Genomic DNA, 18,224 nt, shown 5'->3' with positions numbered 1-18,224 from the left:
AGAACACATTATGACCATCTCAGAAGCCCAAACCATCGTTGACAACTGGATCAAGGAAAACGGTGTTCGCTATTTCAACGAACTGACCAATATGGCCATCCTCACCGAGGAAGTAGGCGAAGTCGCCCGCATCATGTCACGGCAGTACGGCGAGCAGTCTTTTAAGAAAAGCGATGAAGGCAAGCAGCTCTCCGACGAACTGGCTGACGTGCTTTTTGTGCTCATCTGCATCGCCAACCAGACAGGTATAGACCTCACCGAAGCCCTCCGCAAAAACCTGGACAAGAAAACCTCCCGCGACAGCGAAAGACACAAGCAGAACGAGAAGCTGAAGTAAGTTTTGGAGTTTAAGAAGGAAGAATTAAGAGTGAAGCTTAAAATAGAATAGGGCCGGTCTATCAAGACCGGCCCTATTCTATTAAGTGGTTATTATTAATACAAGATCTGCCTGTTGAAAGCAAATAAACCCTTTCTTCTGAGATTTCTAAACTCCCAAACTCTTAAACTCTTTCAGGTCTACCAACCTGTCCCCTTTCCATACCGGCAGCACGTTGTAGGTGTCGTGCTGGAGGCAGAACTCGATATCCTTGTGGATCTCGAGGTTTTCGAGGCGGCGCACGTGAGAGGACTGACGCAGGAACGTGACCATATCATCCTTAGCGGCGTGGTACAGGTATAGCGAAGCCAGTGTGGCGTCATTCTCAAACTCAAACTCACCCTGCAGTTGCTCAGCCAGTGCGCCGGCGTACAGTGTATCTTCGAGGTTGAACTTGCCTTTCCAGCCGGCGCAGACCACGAGCACATCCAGCTGCAGTTCACGCAGGTGCTGCGCAACAGCCTCCAGGTTCAGAAAAGCCCCTACTATAATTTCCTGCGCTGCTTCCGACATGCGGATGGCACGGGTGCCGTTTGTGGTGGTAATGGCCACCGTACGGTCCTTCACTTGCCCGTTCATGTAAGCAAAAGGCGAGTTGCCCAGGTCAAAACCCTCGGCTTTGATGCCATTGCGCTCAGCCGCTGTCAGGCAGCCTTGCTCGGCGTAGGTGCGGCACTCCTCGAGTTGCATCACAGGTATAATATCAGTGGCGCCATGTGCAAAGGCGGTCACCATCGTAGAGGTAGCACGCAGAATATCCACGGCCACCACTGCCTTCCCCTCCAGTTCATACAAGTGCAACAGCTCCGGGCTGTAGCACACATCTATACTCGGCATTGTCTAATTGTTGATTGTTATATTGTTGATTGTTGATTGTTAACAGGTCTGTCTCAGCGAACAACGATTAACAACCAGCAATCAACAATCAGATTACTTCTTTACAAATGGCAGCTTTACGATCTGGCCTTTCATGTCTTTGTTGCGCACGCGTACAAACACCTCTGTGCCTGGCTTGCTGTACTCGGTCTGCACATAGCCCATACCGATGCCTTTGCCCAAAGATGGGGATATCGTGCCGGACGTAACTTCACCGATCTGCTCACCTTCGGCATTCACGATCTCGTAATGCGCTCTAGGTATAGCTTTCTCCAACATCTCAAAACCAACCAGCTTTTTGCTCACACCAGCGGCTTTCTGCTCCTTCAGGTTTTCTGAATTTACAAATTCCTTATCAAACTTGGTGATCCAGCCCAGACCAGCCTCCAGGGGCGAAGTGCTGTCGTTGATGTCGTTGCCATAGAGGCAGAAGCCCATCTCAAGACGCAGTGTGTCGCGGGCGCCCAGACCAATTGGCTTGATGCCCTGCTCTTTACCAGCTTCCATGATCGCATGGAACACCTTCTCGGCGTCCTCATTCTTCACATAGATCTCAAATCCACCAGAGCCAGTATAGCCTGTGGCAGAGAGTATAACATCAGGCACACCGGCAAATTCACCTTTCTCGAAGGTATAGTATACCATGCTGCCCAGGTCCACAGAAGTAAGCGATTGCAGTGCCTCTACTGTCTTGGGTCCCTGCACAGCAAACAGCGACATTTCGTCCGAAATGTTTTGTAGCTCCGCGCCTTTGGTGTTGTACTTGTTCACCCAATCCCAGTCCTTCTCGATGTTAGAGGCGTTCACCACCAGCATGTACTCGTTCTCAGCCATACAGTATACCAGCAGGTCGTCCACGATGCCGCCATCCTCGTTCGGGAAGCAGGAGTACTGGATCTTGCCCGGGGTCAGTTTAGAAGCGTCGTTTGAAGTGATGCGCTGGATCAGGTCAAGTGCCTCAGGGCCTTTAACCAGGAATTCGCCCATGTGCGACACGTCGAATATGCCTACGGCATTGCGCACGGTGTTGTGCTCTTCCAGATCAGACGAGTAGCGCACCGGCATGTTATACCCTGCAAAAGGCACCATTTTCGCACCCAGCGACTCGTGCACATCATTCAAAGCTATTTTCTTCAGTTCCATATCAGATTTGATTGCTAATAAAGTAGATGCCCAAAATTAAGTAAAATAAAACCGCTTCCGAAATTTTATGTAGGAACAGGATTTATATAGCCCAAAAGCTATTAATCAGGAAACCCGTCTGTCACTGATCGCCTGCAACCGTTTTTCCACACCCGTATGTGCATAACCTTGTCTGATCCGGCACGTAAACCAAGCCGTCACTTTTTTAGCCAAAAGGAACATGCCATCTACTTCTTATTTCACCTTCGCACGCAGGACAAGTGTGCCTGATTTTTATCTACCTGCGCCAAGCCTGACCACCCGTTTTGCCTGGCGCTTTATTTTGCTTCGCTCCATTTTTGCTAATTTAGCAGGATATCATCTGTCTAACCAAAAGCTCAGTCTGGCGCTAATCAGATAATAGTCCATGAAGCTATCAACCAAGCTGTTTATCGGGTTTGTCCTGATTTCACTGCTTTTCACCACTGTTGCCATCGTAAACTTCAGGTTGTCGGAGGATGTGATCGAAAACATGCGCTGGGTAACACGCTCTCAGATCGTAGTCCGAAACTCTGCTTCGCTACAGCGCAACATCATCGACATGGAATCAGGTTTGCGTGGCTACCTGCTCAACGGGAACGAAGTATTTCTGGAGCCTTATCACGAAGCGAAAAGACTACTGACCAGGCTTCGGGAAGATGTACGGAATTATACTGCTTCTGAGAGCCAGAAGCAGAAACTGGATAAAATCATCAGGACGCATGATGACTGGATAACGCAATATGCGGAGCCGCTTATCGAGATGAAGAGAAGCGATACACTGGATGTCTCTTCCCGGGCCTTCGACATGAAACTCGATACGCTGGTGCTGGGCGAAAAAGTATTGATGGACACCATCCGAAGTGACTTCCGCGTGTTCAACTCGCATGAGTATACTTTGCGTGGGGAAAGAAATGACCGGCTGAACACCAGTATCAATACTACAAGGCAAGTATCCACCGTTCTTACCATATTATCGGTGTTGCTGGGTCTCGGTTGGGCATGGTACATTACCCGGATCATCTCTAACCGTATCATGAAAATGGTAACACTGGCCGAGAAGATCTCGAAAGGAGATTACCAGACCCAGATCGTGGATACGTCTAAAGACGAACTCAGCCAGCTGTCACACTCCCTTAACAGGATGTCAGCCACGATTGACGAGACCTTTTCGGAGCTTGATCGCAAGAACAAAGAGCTGGACCAGTTTGCCTATGTGGTGTCGCATGACCTGAAGGCGCCATTGAGAGGCATAGAGGTTGCCTCGCGGTGGGTAGAAGAAGACATGGGGCAGAATCTGCCTGATAATATTAAAGAGTACCTGCTGATGATGCGTGTGCGGGTACACCGCATGGAAAACCTGATCAACGGCATACTGGCACTTGCCCGCGTGGACCGGAACAGCTATGTGCAGGAAGTGGTGGATGTCCAGCAGCTCTTAACAGAGGTTACGGATATGGCTTCGGCACCCAATGGGTTTACTATAAACATTGGGCCCGGAATGCCGGAAATATACACAGAGCGGGTGCATTTGCATCAGGTTTTTCTTAACCTGATCTCTAATGCGATCAAGTACCATGACCGGGAGGACGGGCATATCGACATCACTTGCCAGGAGGCAGAAAATTTTTATACCTTCTCGGTTTCAGACGACGGTCCAGGTATAGCCCCAGAGTATCACGAGCGCATATTTGTGATCTTCCAGACACTGCAGGAGCGTGACGCGGTCGAAAGTACAGGTGTGGGACTAGCTATAGTAAAAAAGATTGTAGAGCGACACGGAGGGAACATCTGGGTGGCCTCCAGCCCCGGCCAAGGGGCTACTTTCAGTTTTACCTGGCCTAAAAACCAGGCGTAATTGAAAGATTTATATTAATTTTGATCATTGAATTTCGACAAGCGCTATGATAAATAAAGAAGTTAATATCCTTTTAGTAGAAGATGACTACCTGGATATTATGAATGTGGAACGTGAACTTAAAAAAATAGGCATTACTCACCCGATCCATGTGGCTCGCAATGGCCGTGAGGCACTTGATATGCTGCGCGGAAGCGGTGTGCCCAAAATATCTCCCGCTCCCAGTGTGATTCTGCTCGACATCAACATGCCGCGCATGAATGGCCTGGAGTTTTTAACCGAGCTGCGCCGTGAGCCGGAATTCAGCCACATTCCGGTGTTTATCATGACCACTTCGAATGAAGAAACGGATCGTATGGCTGCTCAGCGGCTCAATGTGTCAGGTTATATCGTCAAACCGATGAGCTTTGATAACTTTGAAACCAGCCCATCATCGCTCGATAACTTCACCCTGTTTCTCGACCTTATCAAACTTAAATAGAGGGCCTGTTATTCTTCTTTAGGAAACAGCATCAATTGCTCTTCTGACAGCAACCTGAAGGATTGCCGATGGTACTGCGTAGCCCCAAACTGCGCAATACCGTTACGGTGCTCCTTCGTTGGGTAGCCTGCATTGCGCTCCCAGCCATAATGGCTGTGCTCCTTTGCCAGTGCGCACATCAGTTCGTCGCGGTGCGTTTTGGCCAGCACCGAGGCTGCCGCAATAGACAGATACTTTCCATCCCCCTTTACCACACAGGTATAGCGCAGTGCGCCGTATGCCTTGAACCTGTTACCGTCTACAATCAGGTACTCAGGCTCCATTTCCAGCCCCTCAATAGCCCGGTGCATGGCCAGGTAGGTAGCCTGCAGAATGTTGATCTGATCAATCTCAACAGGACTTGCCTCACCAATTGCCCAGGCTACCGCATCACGTATAATATCGACCCGCAGCTGCAGCCTTTGCTTATGGCTGAGCTGCTTTGAATCGTTCAGCAGGGAATGGTCATAGTCTGGTGGTAGTATCACAGCAGCGGCCACAACAGGGCCTGCCAAACAGCCCCGACCGGCCTCGTCTATACCTGCCTCTAAGGTATAGCCACTGTAGTTGGGAAGAAGTGCCATAGCATCAGTAGAAATTTGAATGACAAAAATAAAACAAAAAGCCCTGCCAGCTTGCGCTGGCAGGGCTTTTAAATCTATACTATCCGTGAGGCTTAGTATCCAGGGTTTTGCTGAGCAGCTAACACAGGGTTAGAGGCAACTTCAGAAACCGGAATTGGCCAGATGAAACGGAAGTCTTCGTAAGGAATGAACGGTATAGTAGTAGCTGGCATCGTACCGCTTCCTGCATTGTATTGCGGGATGTGGTTAGAAGCAGAGGCTACCTTAGCAGGTATACCAGCCGGACCGAACACACCTTCTTTTGCCAGACGGTGGATGTCTTTCCAGCGCATACCTTCCGCCAGGAACTCAATACGACGCTCGTTCACGATTGCCTGTGTCAGGGCATTGCCAGTCAGGCCAGAGTAAGTCTGGTCTGTTGAGCGGCCACGAACCGCGTTCAGAAGCGCAAGACCTCTGTCATTGTTACCAAGTCTGGACTCAGCTTCTGCTACGTTCAGCAATACCTCCGAATAACGGATGATTGGCGACCAGTCAGATTGTGTACCAGCATCTCTGTACTTTCTGCTGAAGATAGCACGTGCAGTAGTTGTTGTGATATCACGACGGTCGTCATCTGCAGGCCAGAACTCAGCGTTCCAGATAACCGGGCTGATCGCAACCAGCGCACGACCACCAGGTAGGGCGTTGTACATCTGACCCAATGAACCGTTCACACTGGCGTTATCATTAGCCGTGTTCATGAAAGAGAAGATCGACTCAGAGTTGCTAGAGTTATTGGCCCAAGGACCATCAGCAGAAGCAGTCAAAGCGTAACCACCGATCGGGCTGGTGAAAGACTCAGTACCTGAGATCAGTTTGTTACCTTCAGTCACTACACCTTGCCAGTCGCGCATGTGCAGTTTTACACGAGACTTCATGGCAATAGCAGCACCTTTTGTAGCTCTTGAGATTTTACCTCCAGCTGCACGAGTGTCAGGCAGGTTAGTCTCAGCATAGTCAAGGTCGGCCAGGATAGCAGCATAACCATCTCTTACAGAGTCACGGCCCTGTTGTCTTGCCTCCTCAACACGAGCTGGCGTGTTCACCGGAATTGTTCTGATCGGAACACCTGGGTGAGAAGCATCAGCTGTGTGGTTGTAAGGACGAGCAAAGTGAATCAGCAGTTCGTGGTTAGAAAGTGCGCGCAGGAAGCGAGCCTCAGCGCTGTAGGCATTGCCTACTTCAGCTGTGATCAGACCATCTGCTACTGCTTTCTCAACACCCTCAATCACAATGTTTGCCTTGTTGATTACTGAGTAAAGCGTTTCGAAGTGGTACACGTTGTTAGCAGAAGCCGCATTGTAAGTAGAGCCGTACGTGATGGCATAGAATGCCTCCAGGTTCAGCATGTCCTCACCGCGGTTATCGCCCTGCGACACGTGAGCCGCACCAAACGGATAACCACGCACAGCACCACCGGCATAGAAACCACTTTGAGCAGCGTCATACACACCAGCTACAGCCAGTTCTACACGCTCAGGGGTTGTAAAGGCACTTGCTTCAGTCAGACGGTCATATGGATCTAGCTCCACTACGTCTTTCTCGCATGAAGTCAGCATCAGGGAGAAGCACACCGCAGGGGCGAGCAACGCTAACTTCAGTTTATTTTTGATGAATGATCTATTTTTCATTTTAAGGGAATTAAGAAATTAGAAGCCAAGGTTTAAACCAACTGTGAACACACGCTGCTGTGGCTGACCGTTCCAGTCTACACCAAGGTTGTTGTTATTCAGGTTAGTATAAGTTTCTGGATCAAGACCTGTGTAATCAGTAATCACGAAAGCGTTCTGTACCTGAGCATAAATTCTCAGACGGTCAACGCTGATGCGCTCAGACAGTGCCTTAGGCAGTGTGTAACCTAAGGACAGGTTGCTCACTTTCAGGAAGTCGCCGCTCTCAACGAAACGTGAAGAAGACTCACCGTTTGTGTTGATGAAGTTACCGTAGTTAGCACCAGCAGCCAGTCTTGGAGTCTGTCCGTCACCTGGGTTTTCAGGAGACTGCCATCTGCCAAGGATCTCACGACCGTTGTTCTCAAACGCCATTGTTAAAAGGTCCTGACGCGTACGGTTCATGATCTTGTTGCCACCAGAGAAACGAACGAACACGTTAGCATCGAAGTTACCCAGTTTGAAGTTGTTATCAAAACCACCGAACCACTTAGGAAGTGTGTTGCCCAGAATCACTTTGTCAGCAGATGACAGAGAAGACTGTGCACCCAGTGCGCTTGGGTTGGCAGGGTCGTAACCGTAGTACACACCAGCAGAACCACCGTTGCCAGTGATGTTACCCTGTACCAGTGAGCCATCGCCTTTGCGGTAGATTGGGTTACCGTTCGCTGTGTTCACACCTTCGTACTGGTAGCCATAGATAGAGTTGATAGACTCACCTTCGCGGTGGATCGTGTATTCATACACGATGTCCTGCCCGTCAACCAGTGACTTCACTTCGTTGTTCTGTGTAGAGAAGTTGAAGTTAGAGTTCCAGCTGAAGTTAGACTTGTCGATTACTGTACCGGAAATTGAGAATTCGATACCGTTGTTATCAACGCGGCCGATGTTACGAGTAATATAGTTGTTAGGCACACCCAGTGATGGAGGAGTTGGAGCCTGAAGAACTATATCAGAGTTATTCTTCATCCAGTAAGCCAATTCAACATTCAGACGTCCGTCGAACAAGCCCAGGTCGATACCGAAGTCGGTGATCTTCTGTGCTTCCCAACGCAGGTCAGGGTTACCCGTGTTGCTGAAGGCAATACCGTTGAAAGTACCGTACTGAGCAGCACCGAATGAACCCAAATAAGGATAGTTACCTTGGATACCGATGTTACCTACTTCAGCAAAGCTACCACGCAGTCTCAGGTCAGAGATAACGCTAAGTGCAGAAGAGTTCTTAAAGAATTCTTCTTCAGAGATTCTCCAGGCAGCTGACATACCAGGGAAGTAACCCCAACGGTTCTCCGGAGAAAGCTTAGAAAGACCGTCAGCACGCATAGAAGCACCGATATAGTACTTGCTGGCGTAGTTGTAGTTGAAACGGCCCAGGTAAGAGGCAAGACCATTCTCACCGATACCACCGAAGGCAAACTGGTTAGCAAATGCACCAGATACCAGGTTTTCGTTGAAGAAACGGTCAGAAAGACCAGTACCCTGTGCCTGGAAGAAGCTAGATCTTGTTTTGTTGTATTCCTGTACCAACGTCGCATCCAGGTTGTGCACCTCGTTGAATGACTTGTTGTAGCTCAGGATGTTCTGCCAGTTCCATGACTTAAGTGGAGAGTAAGCCTGAGAAACGACACCGCCAGAACCCTGACCGTCACCATGACGTGGGTCGTTGAACAGGAAGTCGTCAACCAGTGTCAAGTCAGCACCAAGCTGTGTTCTGAAACGCAGGTTGTCGATCAGTTTGAAATCCAGGAATACGTTACCCAGACCACGGTAAGTAGTAGCTCTACGTACGTTGTTATCCAACACGAAACGGATGTTTGGAATACCGTTGGCGATGATACCAGCGTTCGGTCCACGACCAAGTGCTCTAGGCTCCTGGAAGTCGATGTTGTAACCAGTTGGGTGCTCTGGGTTGAATACCGGCACGTTAGGGTGCATACGGATCACACCGAAGATGTTACCAGAAAGGTTGTTAGAACCTGTAAGTGGACCAGAGTTGATCTGGTTAGTCAAACCAGCCTGTAAACCGAAATCCAGGAAGCTAGTAACTTTCGTCTGCAGGTTTGTACGGATAGAGTAACGCTCCAGGCTGTTAGCACGGCCGATACCTTCCTGGTTAGAGTAACCAAGTGAGAAGTAGTAGTTTGTTTTATCAGTACCACCGCTTGCAGAGAATGCGTGGCTGTGCTGGAAAGCTCTACGGAATACTTCCTCGTTCCAGTCAGTGTCGGCATCACCTAGCGCAGCTGGAGAAGTCTGACCAAGGTTTGCGTATTTCTCGTTTGTGATTTCTACGAACTCACGTGCGTTCAGCAGGTCATGCAGTTCGATTGCCTTGGCAGAACCAGCCCAACCATCATAAGAGAACTTAGCCTGGCCTGACTTACCACGCTTGGTAGTAATAAGAATTACACCGTTAGAGGCACGTGAACCGTAAACCGCCGTAGCAGCACCATCCTTTAGGATCTCGAAAGACTCGATATCGTTCGGGTTGATGTCAGCAAGTGCGTTAGAAGGCGTAAATCCACCCAGGTTACCAGACGTAGCAGGCACACCGTCGATTACGATAAGTGGCTGCGTGTTGGAAGAGATAGAGTTTACACCACGGATGTTGATCTTTGGAGGCGCACCCAGGATACCTGAAGGCTGCGTGATCTGTACACCAGAAGCACGACCTGCCAGCTGCTGGTCAAAAGATGGCGTTGCCAGGTTGGCAATTGTCTCACCTTTTACCTGCGCGATAGAGCTGGTAACGTCTTTTTTCTGCTGTGTACCATAACCAACCACTACAACTTCATCTAGTTGTCTTTGGTCGATTTCAAGTGCCACATTAATAGTAGCGGCTGTCCCAATAGGACGCTCTACTGTTCTGTAGCCAAGGAAGCGGAAAACGAGTGTGTTGCCGTCTGCCGGCACATTAATAGAATAAGTACCGTCAGCACCGGTAGCCGTACCGGAGCTAGTGCCCTTTACAAGCACTGCAACACCAGGAAGGCCTTGGCCAGTCGACTGGTCTGTCACAGTACCCGTAACAGTTCTGCCCTGCGCCAATGCCTGTTGAAGCACGACGAATACCAGCGCAAAACTCAATAGTAGTAGTTTTTTCATTGGTCTGTTAATTGAGGTGAAAGATAAATAGTAGTTAAGATTTAAGGTTTAAGATTTACAATAAGCATATGCGATATGCTGGCCTGTACACGTAGAGTATCGTTAACTGACTGGTAAAAAAGCTGCATAAAAGTATGTCGGTATTTAGCTTCTTAACAGAAATAAATCAAGCTTGTTTAGTACTTAATCAAACTTTACAGACTATTTGGATGCTCCAAACTAAGAATATTTTTTCAATATATACAAAACTGCTATTTAAAATTCTCCAACCTTATCTACGTCTTTTTCAGCTATTTAAACCTTTATCTTGTGTTATTACAAATTACCATCATCTCAAAATAGATGTATTTATATATAACACACTGAATTTCACACTTATACCAAATACAACCCGAAGACGTCACCTCAACATATCACCAAAACAATTAATACACAGCAAATCGCAACACTCATAAGTTATTCTTATTCAGTGTTATAACACACACCGCTTTATCAGCTCTCCAAATCAGCATTGGCCAGAATCCTTCAACTTTGAACCCGAATAGGGTCCATCATAAGTATCCTTTACTACATAAAGCCAGATTGCTGTCAGCATAACCTCACACCTGGCCGTTCCACACCTAGCTAGAAACATTCGACATAGACCTTATGATGCGGAGCATAGCTACAAATTTGAAAAGCACTTTTCAGCTCACTTCACTCTCCTGCTTCCTGATTACCCTCTCTCCGATTACAGTCAAACAGCTACATTATAACATTAAAAATATAAATATATGAATAACAAAAACTCAATATTATAACATTGTTTTTTAGTTAAAATGCTATAAATCAAATGCCAATTAAAATTTAACACGTATAATGTTATGATTAGTAAATTGAATTTTAACATTAAAAAATTAATACACTACTATATTTAATGTTTTAACATTCGATTTAGCGTTACAGAGTCCATTTTTGCAGAAAAGGCTCTTCTAATCCTTCCTCACCACTAAGTGTCTTAGTTTCTGGCACTTTTGCCGAATTGATTTTATACATCGTCTGAATCCAAAACTTTTTGGGAACATGAACAAACTACTACTAGTAAGTTTTATTCTGGTGCTCGCTCTTTTTCAGCAAGGCATGGCCCAGACTAGAACGGTTACGGGTACCGTGACAGATCAGGAAACAGGGCAAGGACTGCCCGGTGTCGCAGTGTTGGTACAAGGTACCAACGTCGGCACCGCTACCGGAGCCAACGGAGAATACTCCATCAATGTGCCGGCTGGCTCCAATACACTTACCTACCGCTTCATTGGCTATGCCACCGTTACACGCAATATCGATAATCAAAGCACGATTGATGTAGCCTTAAGCGTAGACACCAGGCAACTGAGCGAAGTTGTTGTGACAGCTTTTGGTATTGAAAGGGAAGAAAGAGCTTTGAGTTATTCGGTGCAGCAGGTAGAAGGTGAAGCAGTAACACGTGCTAACCACCCGAACGTCACTAATGCTCTCCAAGGCAAGGTGGCGGGCGTAGTAGTGCGCCAGTCCAGTGGTATGCCGGGTTCGTCTTCGCAGATCACGATTCGGGGAGCACGCTCCCTGGTAGGCAACAACCAGCCTCTGTATGTAGTGGATGGTATGCCAATCGAGAGTGATGCCATCCAGCAAGCAGGTGGTGCAGGTATAGGTGTTGGCGGTGTGAGCGGCACCGATGCCTCAGCACGCGCACTAGATATCAACCCAAATGACATCGAATCAATATCTGTGCTAAAAGGCGGTGCCGCAGCAGCCTTGTACGGGGTTCGTGCTGCCAACGGGGTGGTTATTATTACAACTAAGAGAGGCAGGGGCCTGGAGGAAAGAAAAGCTGCTACAGTAACCTTCTCTTCTGACTACCAGATTGACCGCGCCTCACGGCTTCCAGACTTACAAAGCACTTACTCCCAGGGCTCTGGTGGACAATACTCAAACAACTCCTCGCTATCCTGGGGACCAAGAATAAGTGAGCTCGGCGATGTGACCAACGCCATCGGGGAAACTGCGCCAGGAAACAGGGTCTTTGACAATGTGGACCCCTTCTTCCAGACTGGCCATACGGCAACAAACAGTCTTACAATTGCCAACAGCGGCCAGATAGGTAACTATGCTGTCACTTTAGGCTACACTGATCAGGAAGGTATAATTCCGACAACAGGTATGGAGCGCTTTAACGGCAAGGTTGCCGGTGAATTTAATGTTCACCCCAAAGTAACGATTGGTGCTTCTGCAAACTATTCGGATGTACACATTGATAAGGTGCCTGGGGGGTCTAACCTTTCCAATCCGCTTTTCACATTGTATGCAGCACCGAGAAACTTTGACCTGTGGGGGCTCCCTTTTGCAGATCCACTCAACCCGTACAGACAGTTCAACTACCGTGGTGCGATCGATAACCCACGCTGGGCACTGGCCAATAACCAGTTCTATGAAGATACCCGTCGTATTATCAGCACTGCAAACGTTTCCTACAAACCGCTCGATTGGATAACTCTAAACTATAGACTTGGCGGAGACTTTTTTATCACAGATGGTAAAGAGGTATACGAGCTTGGCTCAGGCTTTACAGGAGGTAGAACTGCGCAGCCAAGTGGTGGCCAAATAAATGACTATGCCTTCAATCAGAATCAGATTAACTCTAACCTCTCTGTTAGCTTTAACCGTGATTTCTCAGAGGATATAAGTGCTAACCTGCTGCTTGGCAATGAGGTATACGACATCAGAAACCGCTTGATCTCAACGGTAGGCCGTGGTATTGCACAAGGTGGTTTCCGTAACATTGGCAACACTGTTGTGCAGAACGCCAGCGAGACCATTACCCGCAGACGAGTAGCTGGCTTTTATGCCAATGCCGAAGTAGGTTTCAGAGACTATCTGTTCTTAAACGCATCTGCCCGTCAGGATTATGTGTCTAACCTGGCACGTGGAAACCGCACTTTCTTCTATCCTTCAGTGGGCGTTGGTTTTGCATTTACAGATGCCTTCGAGCTGCAGAATGACATCCTTACATTTGGTAAACTAAGGGCTTCTTATGCTGAGGCTGGTCAGGCCCCTGACCAGGCTTACATAACCAGAAACATATTCATACCTGGCGGTGCCCTGAACGTGGGCGGTTTCCTGAATGACGGTATCCAATTCCCATTCAATAACACGATTGGTTATACCCGTAGCGCCGTATTCAGAACAGAAGAGTTAAGACCACAAAACACCAGAACAATTGAGTTTGGTGGTGATTTCAGATTCCTGGACAACCGGATCACCTTAGACTATACCTATTATGTGCAGACAACTGAAGACCAAATATTCAGCGTCCCTGTTGCCGCATCATCTGGTTTTACATCTGAGTTTAGAAATGCCGGTAGATTGGAAACCAAAGGCCATGAGTTGATTTTCAGTCTTATCCCTGTAAGAAACGACAACTTCGAATGGACGTTCACCACAAACTTCACCCGATACAGAAACAAGGTAGTCGAGCTGGCCGAGGGTGTTGAGAATATCTTCTTGGGAGGCTTCGTTACACCTAACGTAAGAGCCGAAGCAGGGGCTTTATATCCCATCATTTTTGGCTCCTCATTCGTGAGGGACGGTAATGGCAACGTTGTGGTGGATAGCCGTGAAACCATAGGTGGCAATCCAAATCCATTCTACGGCATGCCTTTGGCTGGTGAGGCTAAGAACATAGGCAATGTGCAGCCAGACTTCGAAATATCCTTTACAAACGGCATCACCTTCGGAGGCATCAATTTGACTGCACAGGTAGACTGGAGAAAGGGTGGCAAGATGTATGCGGGCAATACAAGACTTCTGAAACTGTACGGTATGGCTGAAATTACAGAAGACCGTGAAAGTGCTTATGTCTATCCTGGCGTGAAAGGTTTCCTTGATACTAATGGTGACCTTGTCGTAGAGGGAGACAATGACATTGAAATCGTTAGAGGACAGAACTTCTGGTCCAGTGCCATGGACGCCATCGACGAATCAAACGTCTACTCTACTTCTTTTGTAAGGCTCAGAGAAGTGGCTCTAAGCTACTCCTTACCAACAAGCTTGATAGAACGCACTTTCATCAGGAATGCCTCTATCGTGCTGACAGGCCGCAACCTCTTTCTCATAACAGACTACCCGAACTTTGACCCGGAGACAAGCGTGGGTGGCGGTACTAACTTCCAGGGACTTGAGTATGTGACACTTCCTCAGGCAAGGAGCTTTGGTGCTGGTTTAAGGTTAACATTTTAATGGACAGAAATCACACGATCATGAAGAAGTATAGATTTTACAGCTCTCTCTTAGCAGCGGCTCTTATTATAGGAGGCACTGCCTGCGACGAGGATAAATTAGACGAAATTGACACCAACCCCAATAGCCCGGAACAAGTCTCGGTCAACCTGCTGCTCCCACAGGTAACAGTAAACGTACCCACAGCTGTTACAGGGGCTGACTTAGCCTGGTATTCATCTGTTTTTGTACAGCATACCGCCGGTGTGCACGCACAGTTACAGGAAGCAGATCGCCGGTCTGGTCTCCAGAATAACACGTTGGTGAATAACATGTGGAACAACATTTATGCGGGCGTGCTGCCTGACCTTAACATCATTATTGAAAGAGGTTCTGCAGGCGGTGAGGAGGAAGGAAACTTCAGGCACGTAGGTATAGCAAAAGTTTTGAAGGCCTATACCTTATCTGTAGCGACCGATGCCTGGGGACCTGTACCCTCTGCAGAGGCTGGACGGGGAGTCGAGAACCGCACTCCTACCTACGACTCGCAGGAGCAAGTGTATACGCAGATACAAAGTCTGCTAGACGAGGCGATCGTTGACTTAGCAACAACGGCTCCCTCACCTGGCAACCAGGATTTGATTTATGGGGGCAGTGCTGAGTTATGGACAAGGGCTGCTTATTCTCTGAAGGCACGTTATTATAACCGCCTGAGCAATATTGACCCGCAGGGATCTGCAACGGCTGCCCTGGAAGCGGCTGCACAGGGTTTTCAGAGCGCTGCAGACAACCTCGTCTTCCGGCGATACACTGCCGCAGCAATCGGCGAACATCCGTGGTTCCAGGAGTCGAATGACCGTAGTCACCACGCTGTAAGCCAATCTTTCGTGACTACCCTTCAAAACCTGAACGACCCACGTCTGGGGGCCATGGTAGCACCTGCCCGTGATCCGGGAGTTATCACAGGAGCTCCTAATGGAACACAGATAAACGACCAGGCAAACAGAGCCTTCTCTGATCCAACAGCGGCTGTGCTTAATGCGACCGCACCTATGCCAATGATGACTTATGACGAATTGCTCTTCATACAGGCAGAGGCACAGCTGAGGTTAGGCAATACAGGCGAAGCGCTTACGGCTTATCAAAATGGAATCAGGGCTGCCATGCAAAGACAAATAAATGCACCAGCTGCAGCAATTGATGCATATATAGCAGCAAATGCCAGCACTGTTTCACAGGAGGCTATTATCCTCCAAAAGTGGATTGCCTTCTGGCTGTTCCAGCCCTTTGAGGCTTATAATGATTGGAGAAGAACGGGCATCCCTGGCTTTGTTGCCCAACATCAGATCTCGCCTCCACCGGTTCGTTTTCCATATGCGCAAAATGAATTGGACACAAACGAGGCAAATGTTCCAAACATCAGGGGCACGCAGATATTCTCCGACCCGGTATGGTGGGTGGATGGGCAGCCAGACACACAGTAAATTCCAATATTTTCCACAAAAAAGAGGCTCCTGTAGAGGAGCCTCTTTTTTGTGGAATAAGGTATAGCTTCAAGCTCTCCTTACGCCTGCATCAGGAATGCTTTGATGTATTCATCCAAGTCGCCGTCCAGCACGTTCTGCACATCTGACCTTTCTACGCCTGTCCGGATATCCTTTACAAGCTTGTAAGGATGCAGCACATAGTTGCGTATCTGGGAGCCAAAGTCGATGCGTTTTTTAGTACTCTCCACACGGTCCCGCTCTTCGTTACGCTTGTCTATTTCTATCTGGTAGAGCCTAGACCTAAGCATGCGTAAGGCGTGCTCTTTGTTCATCAGCTGTGAGCGCTCGATCTGGCACTCGATCACGATACCCGTTGGCTTGTGTTTCAATCGTACTGCAGTCTCCACTTTGTTCACGTTCTGGCCTCCGGCGCCTCCTGAGCGGAAGGTGTCCCACTCAATGTCGCTCGGATTCACCTCGATGTTGATCGTATCGTCCACCACCGGATAGGCAAATACGGAGGCAAAGGAAGTATGGCGTCGCCCGCCTGAGTCAAACGGGGAGATACGCACCAGACGATGTACACCTATCTCAGATTTAAGATAGCCATAGGCGAAGTCGCCGGTGATCTCCAGGGTAGCTGACTTTATACCTGCTCCCTCACCCGGATTGTAGTTAACCTGCTTCACGCTAAACTTATGCGACTCGGACCACATGATGTACATGCGCATCAGCATTTCCGCCCAATCCTGGCTTTCGGTACCGCCTGCACCCGGGTTGATCTCCAGAATGGCGCTCAACTGGTCCTCTTCGCCACTGAGCATGCGCTTGAACTCCAGCCCTTCAATGGCGCCTTCTACCTTTTTCGCTTCCTGCTTTATGTCTTCTTCCGACACATCGCCTTCTTTGTAGAAATCGAAAAGCACTTCCAGGTCAGAAACCGTTTTCTCCACTTCTTCATAGTGGTCAGTCCATACCTTCAGTGACTTTACCTCTTTAAGCACTTTTTCAGCTGCTTTCGGGTCGTCCCAAAAGTCAGGTGCCAGTGTTTGCCTCTCTGTCTCGGCTATCTGTTGCTTCTTGTTATCGTAGTCAAAGATACCTCCTCAAGGCTTCAATACGAGCCTTTAATTCCTTCAATTGTTCTGAAGTCATATTTTCTGTTTTTTATTTAACGCTAAAATGCTGGACCAAAAGCCGTATACGCTTTCAGTCCAGCATTTACTTTTATCTGATTACTATAGGCTGATCTTATAGATCCAGTTGTGCGGGTCAGGTGCCTGACCTGTTTTAATGCGATCCAGCTCTGCTGCAATGCCATTGGATATCTCGCGACCTTCTATTGCCGGAAGGTCCATGTCCTCGCCGTTGTAATGTATAGTGGCGATCTGGGCAATGGTAGCAGCGGTGCCCGTACCGAATGCTTCCTGAAGCTTGCCGGCTTTGTGAGCCTCCACAATCTCACTCACTGCTACTTTACGTTCCTCTACAGGTATACCTTTGTCACGTGCTATCTGCAGCACACTGTCGCGGGTGATGCCCGACAGAATGGTCGTGCTCACTGCCGGAGTCACAATCTTGCCGTCAATCACAAACATGACGTTCATGGTGCCGGACTCTTCAATGTACTTGTGCTCGCGCGAGTCAGTCCAGATAAGCTGGTGGTAGCCGCGTTCCTGCATTTTGCGTGCTGGGTACAGGGCAGCGCCGTAGTTACCAGCAGCCTTGGCATAGCCGGCACCACCTTCTGCTGAGCGCACATAGTTCGGCTCAATGGCAACGCGCAACGGCTGACCATAGTAGGCACCTACCGGGCAGCTGAACACCATAAAGCGGTAGCTTGATGATGGACGCACGCCAATAAACTCATCCGTTGCGAAAATGAACGGACGGATATACAGTGCGCAACCAGCTGTTGGCGGTACCCAGGCAGCGTCCAGGCGCAGCAGTTGCTCCAGACCCTGCATGAAGATCTCTTCAGGCAGTTCAGGTATGCACATGCGGTCTCCGGAAATGTTCAGTCGCTTGAAGTTATCGAGCGGTCTGAACAGCAGGATGTCACCGTCTGCGTTTTTATAAGCCTTCATACCTTCGAATATCGCCTGACCATAGTGTAGGGCTGAGGTTGCCGGACTAAGCGACATGTTGCCGTAGGGCTTGATTTCGGGGTTCTGCCAGGCGCCGTCTTTGTAGTCGGCTACCAGCATGTGGTCGGCAAAAATTTTACCGAATTCAATATTGTTGAAGTCCAGCTCAGAAATGCGGCTCTGCGGGACGCACTGAGTAGGTATAGTTAGGGTATCAACTGACAT

At 48.6% G+C, this 18,224-nt stretch carries 13 protein-coding genes; 6 read left to right on the top strand and 7 right to left on the bottom strand.

What is annotated here, in order from left to right:
• Positions 1 to 10: 10 nt before the first annotated feature.
• Positions 11 to 337 carry a nucleotide pyrophosphohydrolase gene (locus tag Q1A54_RS03965; RefSeq protein WP_299985200.1) on the top strand — a complete coding sequence of 109 codons (327 nt, stop codon included), beginning with the start codon at positions 11 to 13 and terminating at the stop codon, positions 335 to 337.
• 147 nt (positions 338 to 484) lie between these two features.
• Here Q1A54_RS03965 and Q1A54_RS03960 read toward each other — a convergent pair whose 3' ends face one another.
• Both Q1A54_RS03960 and gcvT read right to left on the bottom strand, forming a co-directional pair.
• The gene (locus Q1A54_RS03960) at positions 485 to 1,213 is read right to left on the bottom strand and encodes a 2-phosphosulfolactate phosphatase (protein ID WP_299985198.1); all 729 of its coding nucleotides are present in this window, start codon (positions 1,211 to 1,213) and stop codon (positions 485 to 487) included.
• 93 nt (positions 1,214 to 1,306) lie between these two features.
• A complete protein-coding gene (gene gcvT / locus Q1A54_RS03955) occupies positions 1,307 to 2,395 on the bottom strand; it encodes a glycine cleavage system aminomethyltransferase GcvT (RefSeq protein WP_299985196.1) in 1,089 nt (362 codons plus the stop codon).
• Between the two features lie 220 nt (positions 2,396 to 2,615).
• Here gcvT and Q1A54_RS03950 point away from each other — a divergent pair, with 220 nt between their 5' ends.
• The 3 genes from Q1A54_RS03950 to Q1A54_RS03940 are packed head-to-tail and all read left to right on the top strand — an operon-like array spanning position 2,616 to position 4,752.
• Positions 2,616 to 2,795: a hypothetical protein gene (locus Q1A54_RS03950; RefSeq protein WP_299985195.1), complete on the top strand. Its 180-nt coding sequence runs from the start codon at positions 2,616 to 2,618 to the stop codon at positions 2,793 to 2,795.
• A 6-nt stretch (positions 2,796 to 2,801) separates the two neighbouring features.
• Entirely contained in the window at positions 2,802 to 4,271 is a 1,470-nt protein-coding gene (locus Q1A54_RS03945) for an ATP-binding protein (RefSeq protein WP_299985193.1), read from the top strand.
• A 46-nt stretch (positions 4,272 to 4,317) separates the two neighbouring features.
• The gene (locus tag Q1A54_RS03940; RefSeq protein WP_299985191.1) at positions 4,318 to 4,752 is read left to right on the top strand and encodes a response regulator; all 435 of its coding nucleotides are present in this window, start codon (positions 4,318 to 4,320) and stop codon (positions 4,750 to 4,752) included.
• A gap of 8 nt (positions 4,753 to 4,760) precedes the next feature.
• On the opposite strand, the gene Q1A54_RS03935 is transcribed toward Q1A54_RS03940, so the two are convergent.
• The 3 genes from Q1A54_RS03935 to Q1A54_RS03925 form a co-directional block, all read right to left on the bottom strand.
• Positions 4,761 to 5,375 carry a ribonuclease HII gene (locus tag Q1A54_RS03935; RefSeq protein ID WP_299985189.1) on the bottom strand — a complete coding sequence of 205 codons (615 nt, stop codon included), beginning with the start codon at positions 5,373 to 5,375 and terminating at the stop codon, positions 4,761 to 4,763.
• A 92-nt stretch (positions 5,376 to 5,467) separates the two neighbouring features.
• The gene (locus tag Q1A54_RS03930; protein ID WP_299985188.1) at positions 5,468 to 7,048 is read right to left on the bottom strand and encodes a RagB/SusD family nutrient uptake outer membrane protein; all 1,581 of its coding nucleotides are present in this window, start codon (positions 7,046 to 7,048) and stop codon (positions 5,468 to 5,470) included.
• An 18-nt stretch (positions 7,049 to 7,066) separates the two neighbouring features.
• On the bottom strand, positions 7,067 to 10,192 hold the full coding sequence (locus tag Q1A54_RS03925; protein WP_299985186.1) for a TonB-dependent receptor: 3,126 nt from the start codon (positions 10,190 to 10,192) through the stop codon (positions 7,067 to 7,069).
• A 1,062-nt stretch (positions 10,193 to 11,254) separates the two neighbouring features.
• Here Q1A54_RS03925 and Q1A54_RS03920 point away from each other — a divergent pair.
• Together Q1A54_RS03920 and Q1A54_RS03915 are read left to right on the top strand one after the other, a co-directional pair.
• On the top strand, positions 11,255 to 14,446 hold the full coding sequence (locus Q1A54_RS03920; RefSeq protein ID WP_299985184.1) for a SusC/RagA family TonB-linked outer membrane protein: 3,192 nt from the start codon (positions 11,255 to 11,257) through the stop codon (positions 14,444 to 14,446).
• On the top strand, positions 14,446 to 15,909 hold the full coding sequence (locus Q1A54_RS03915; RefSeq protein ID WP_299985182.1) for a SusD/RagB family nutrient-binding outer membrane lipoprotein: 1,464 nt from the start codon (positions 14,446 to 14,448) through the stop codon (positions 15,907 to 15,909). The genes Q1A54_RS03920 and Q1A54_RS03915 overlap by 1 nt, the downstream gene beginning before the upstream one ends.
• A gap of 80 nt (positions 15,910 to 15,989) precedes the next feature.
• On the opposite strand, the gene prfB is transcribed toward Q1A54_RS03915, so the two are convergent.
• Together prfB and Q1A54_RS03905 are read right to left on the bottom strand one after the other, a co-directional pair.
• Positions 15,990 to 17,067 (bottom strand): peptide chain release factor 2 gene (gene prfB / locus Q1A54_RS03910; RefSeq protein WP_299985180.1). Its coding sequence is split into 2 segments (ribosomal slippage): positions 15,990 to 17,006 and positions 17,008 to 17,067, totalling 1,077 coding nucleotides; the frame shifts between segments, so codons are not numbered across the junction.
• A gap of 83 nt (positions 17,068 to 17,150) precedes the next feature.
• Positions 17,151 to 18,224 (bottom strand): branched-chain amino acid aminotransferase, encoded by a 1,074-nt coding sequence (locus tag Q1A54_RS03905; RefSeq protein WP_299985178.1) that lies wholly within the window; start codon positions 18,222 to 18,224, stop codon positions 17,151 to 17,153.

It is taken from the genome of uncultured Pontibacter sp., from assembly GCF_947502515.1.
GTDB lineage: Bacteria > Bacteroidota > Bacteroidia > Cytophagales > Hymenobacteraceae > Pontibacter.
The sequence above is the reverse complement of the archived record's forward strand: the minus strand, read 5'-3'. Positions and strand labels throughout refer to the sequence as shown.

Bases quoted from the DNA above. Each gene is read 5' to 3' on its own strand.
- Q1A54_RS03965 (WP_299985200.1), top strand. From the start codon at position 11: ATGACCATCTCAGAAGCCCAAACCATCGTTGACAACTGGATCAAGGAA.
- Q1A54_RS03960 (WP_299985198.1), bottom strand. From the start codon at position 1,213: ATGCCGAGTATAGATGTGTGCTACAGCCCGGAGCTGTTGCACTTGTAT.
- gcvT (WP_299985196.1), bottom strand. From the start codon at position 2,395: ATGGAACTGAAGAAAATAGCTTTGAATGATGTGCACGAGTCGCTGGGT.
- Q1A54_RS03950 (WP_299985195.1), top strand. From the start codon at position 2,616: ATGCCATCTACTTCTTATTTCACCTTCGCACGCAGGACAAGTGTGCCT.
- Q1A54_RS03945 (WP_299985193.1), top strand. From the start codon at position 2,802: ATGAAGCTATCAACCAAGCTGTTTATCGGGTTTGTCCTGATTTCACTG.
- Q1A54_RS03940 (WP_299985191.1), top strand. From the start codon at position 4,318: ATGATAAATAAAGAAGTTAATATCCTTTTAGTAGAAGATGACTACCTG.
- Q1A54_RS03935 (WP_299985189.1), bottom strand. From the start codon at position 5,375: ATGGCACTTCTTCCCAACTACAGTGGCTATACCTTAGAGGCAGGTATA.
- Q1A54_RS03930 (WP_299985188.1), bottom strand. From the start codon at position 7,048: ATGAAAAATAGATCATTCATCAAAAATAAACTGAAGTTAGCGTTGCTC.
- Q1A54_RS03925 (WP_299985186.1), bottom strand. From the start codon at position 10,192: ATGAAAAAACTACTACTATTGAGTTTTGCGCTGGTATTCGTCGTGCTT.
- Q1A54_RS03920 (WP_299985184.1), top strand. From the start codon at position 11,255: ATGAACAAACTACTACTAGTAAGTTTTATTCTGGTGCTCGCTCTTTTT.
- Q1A54_RS03915 (WP_299985182.1), top strand. From the start codon at position 14,446: ATGGACAGAAATCACACGATCATGAAGAAGTATAGATTTTACAGCTCT.
- Q1A54_RS03905 (WP_299985178.1), bottom strand. From the start codon at position 18,224: ATGTCAGTTGATACCCTAACTATACCTACTCAGTGCGTCCCGCAGAGC.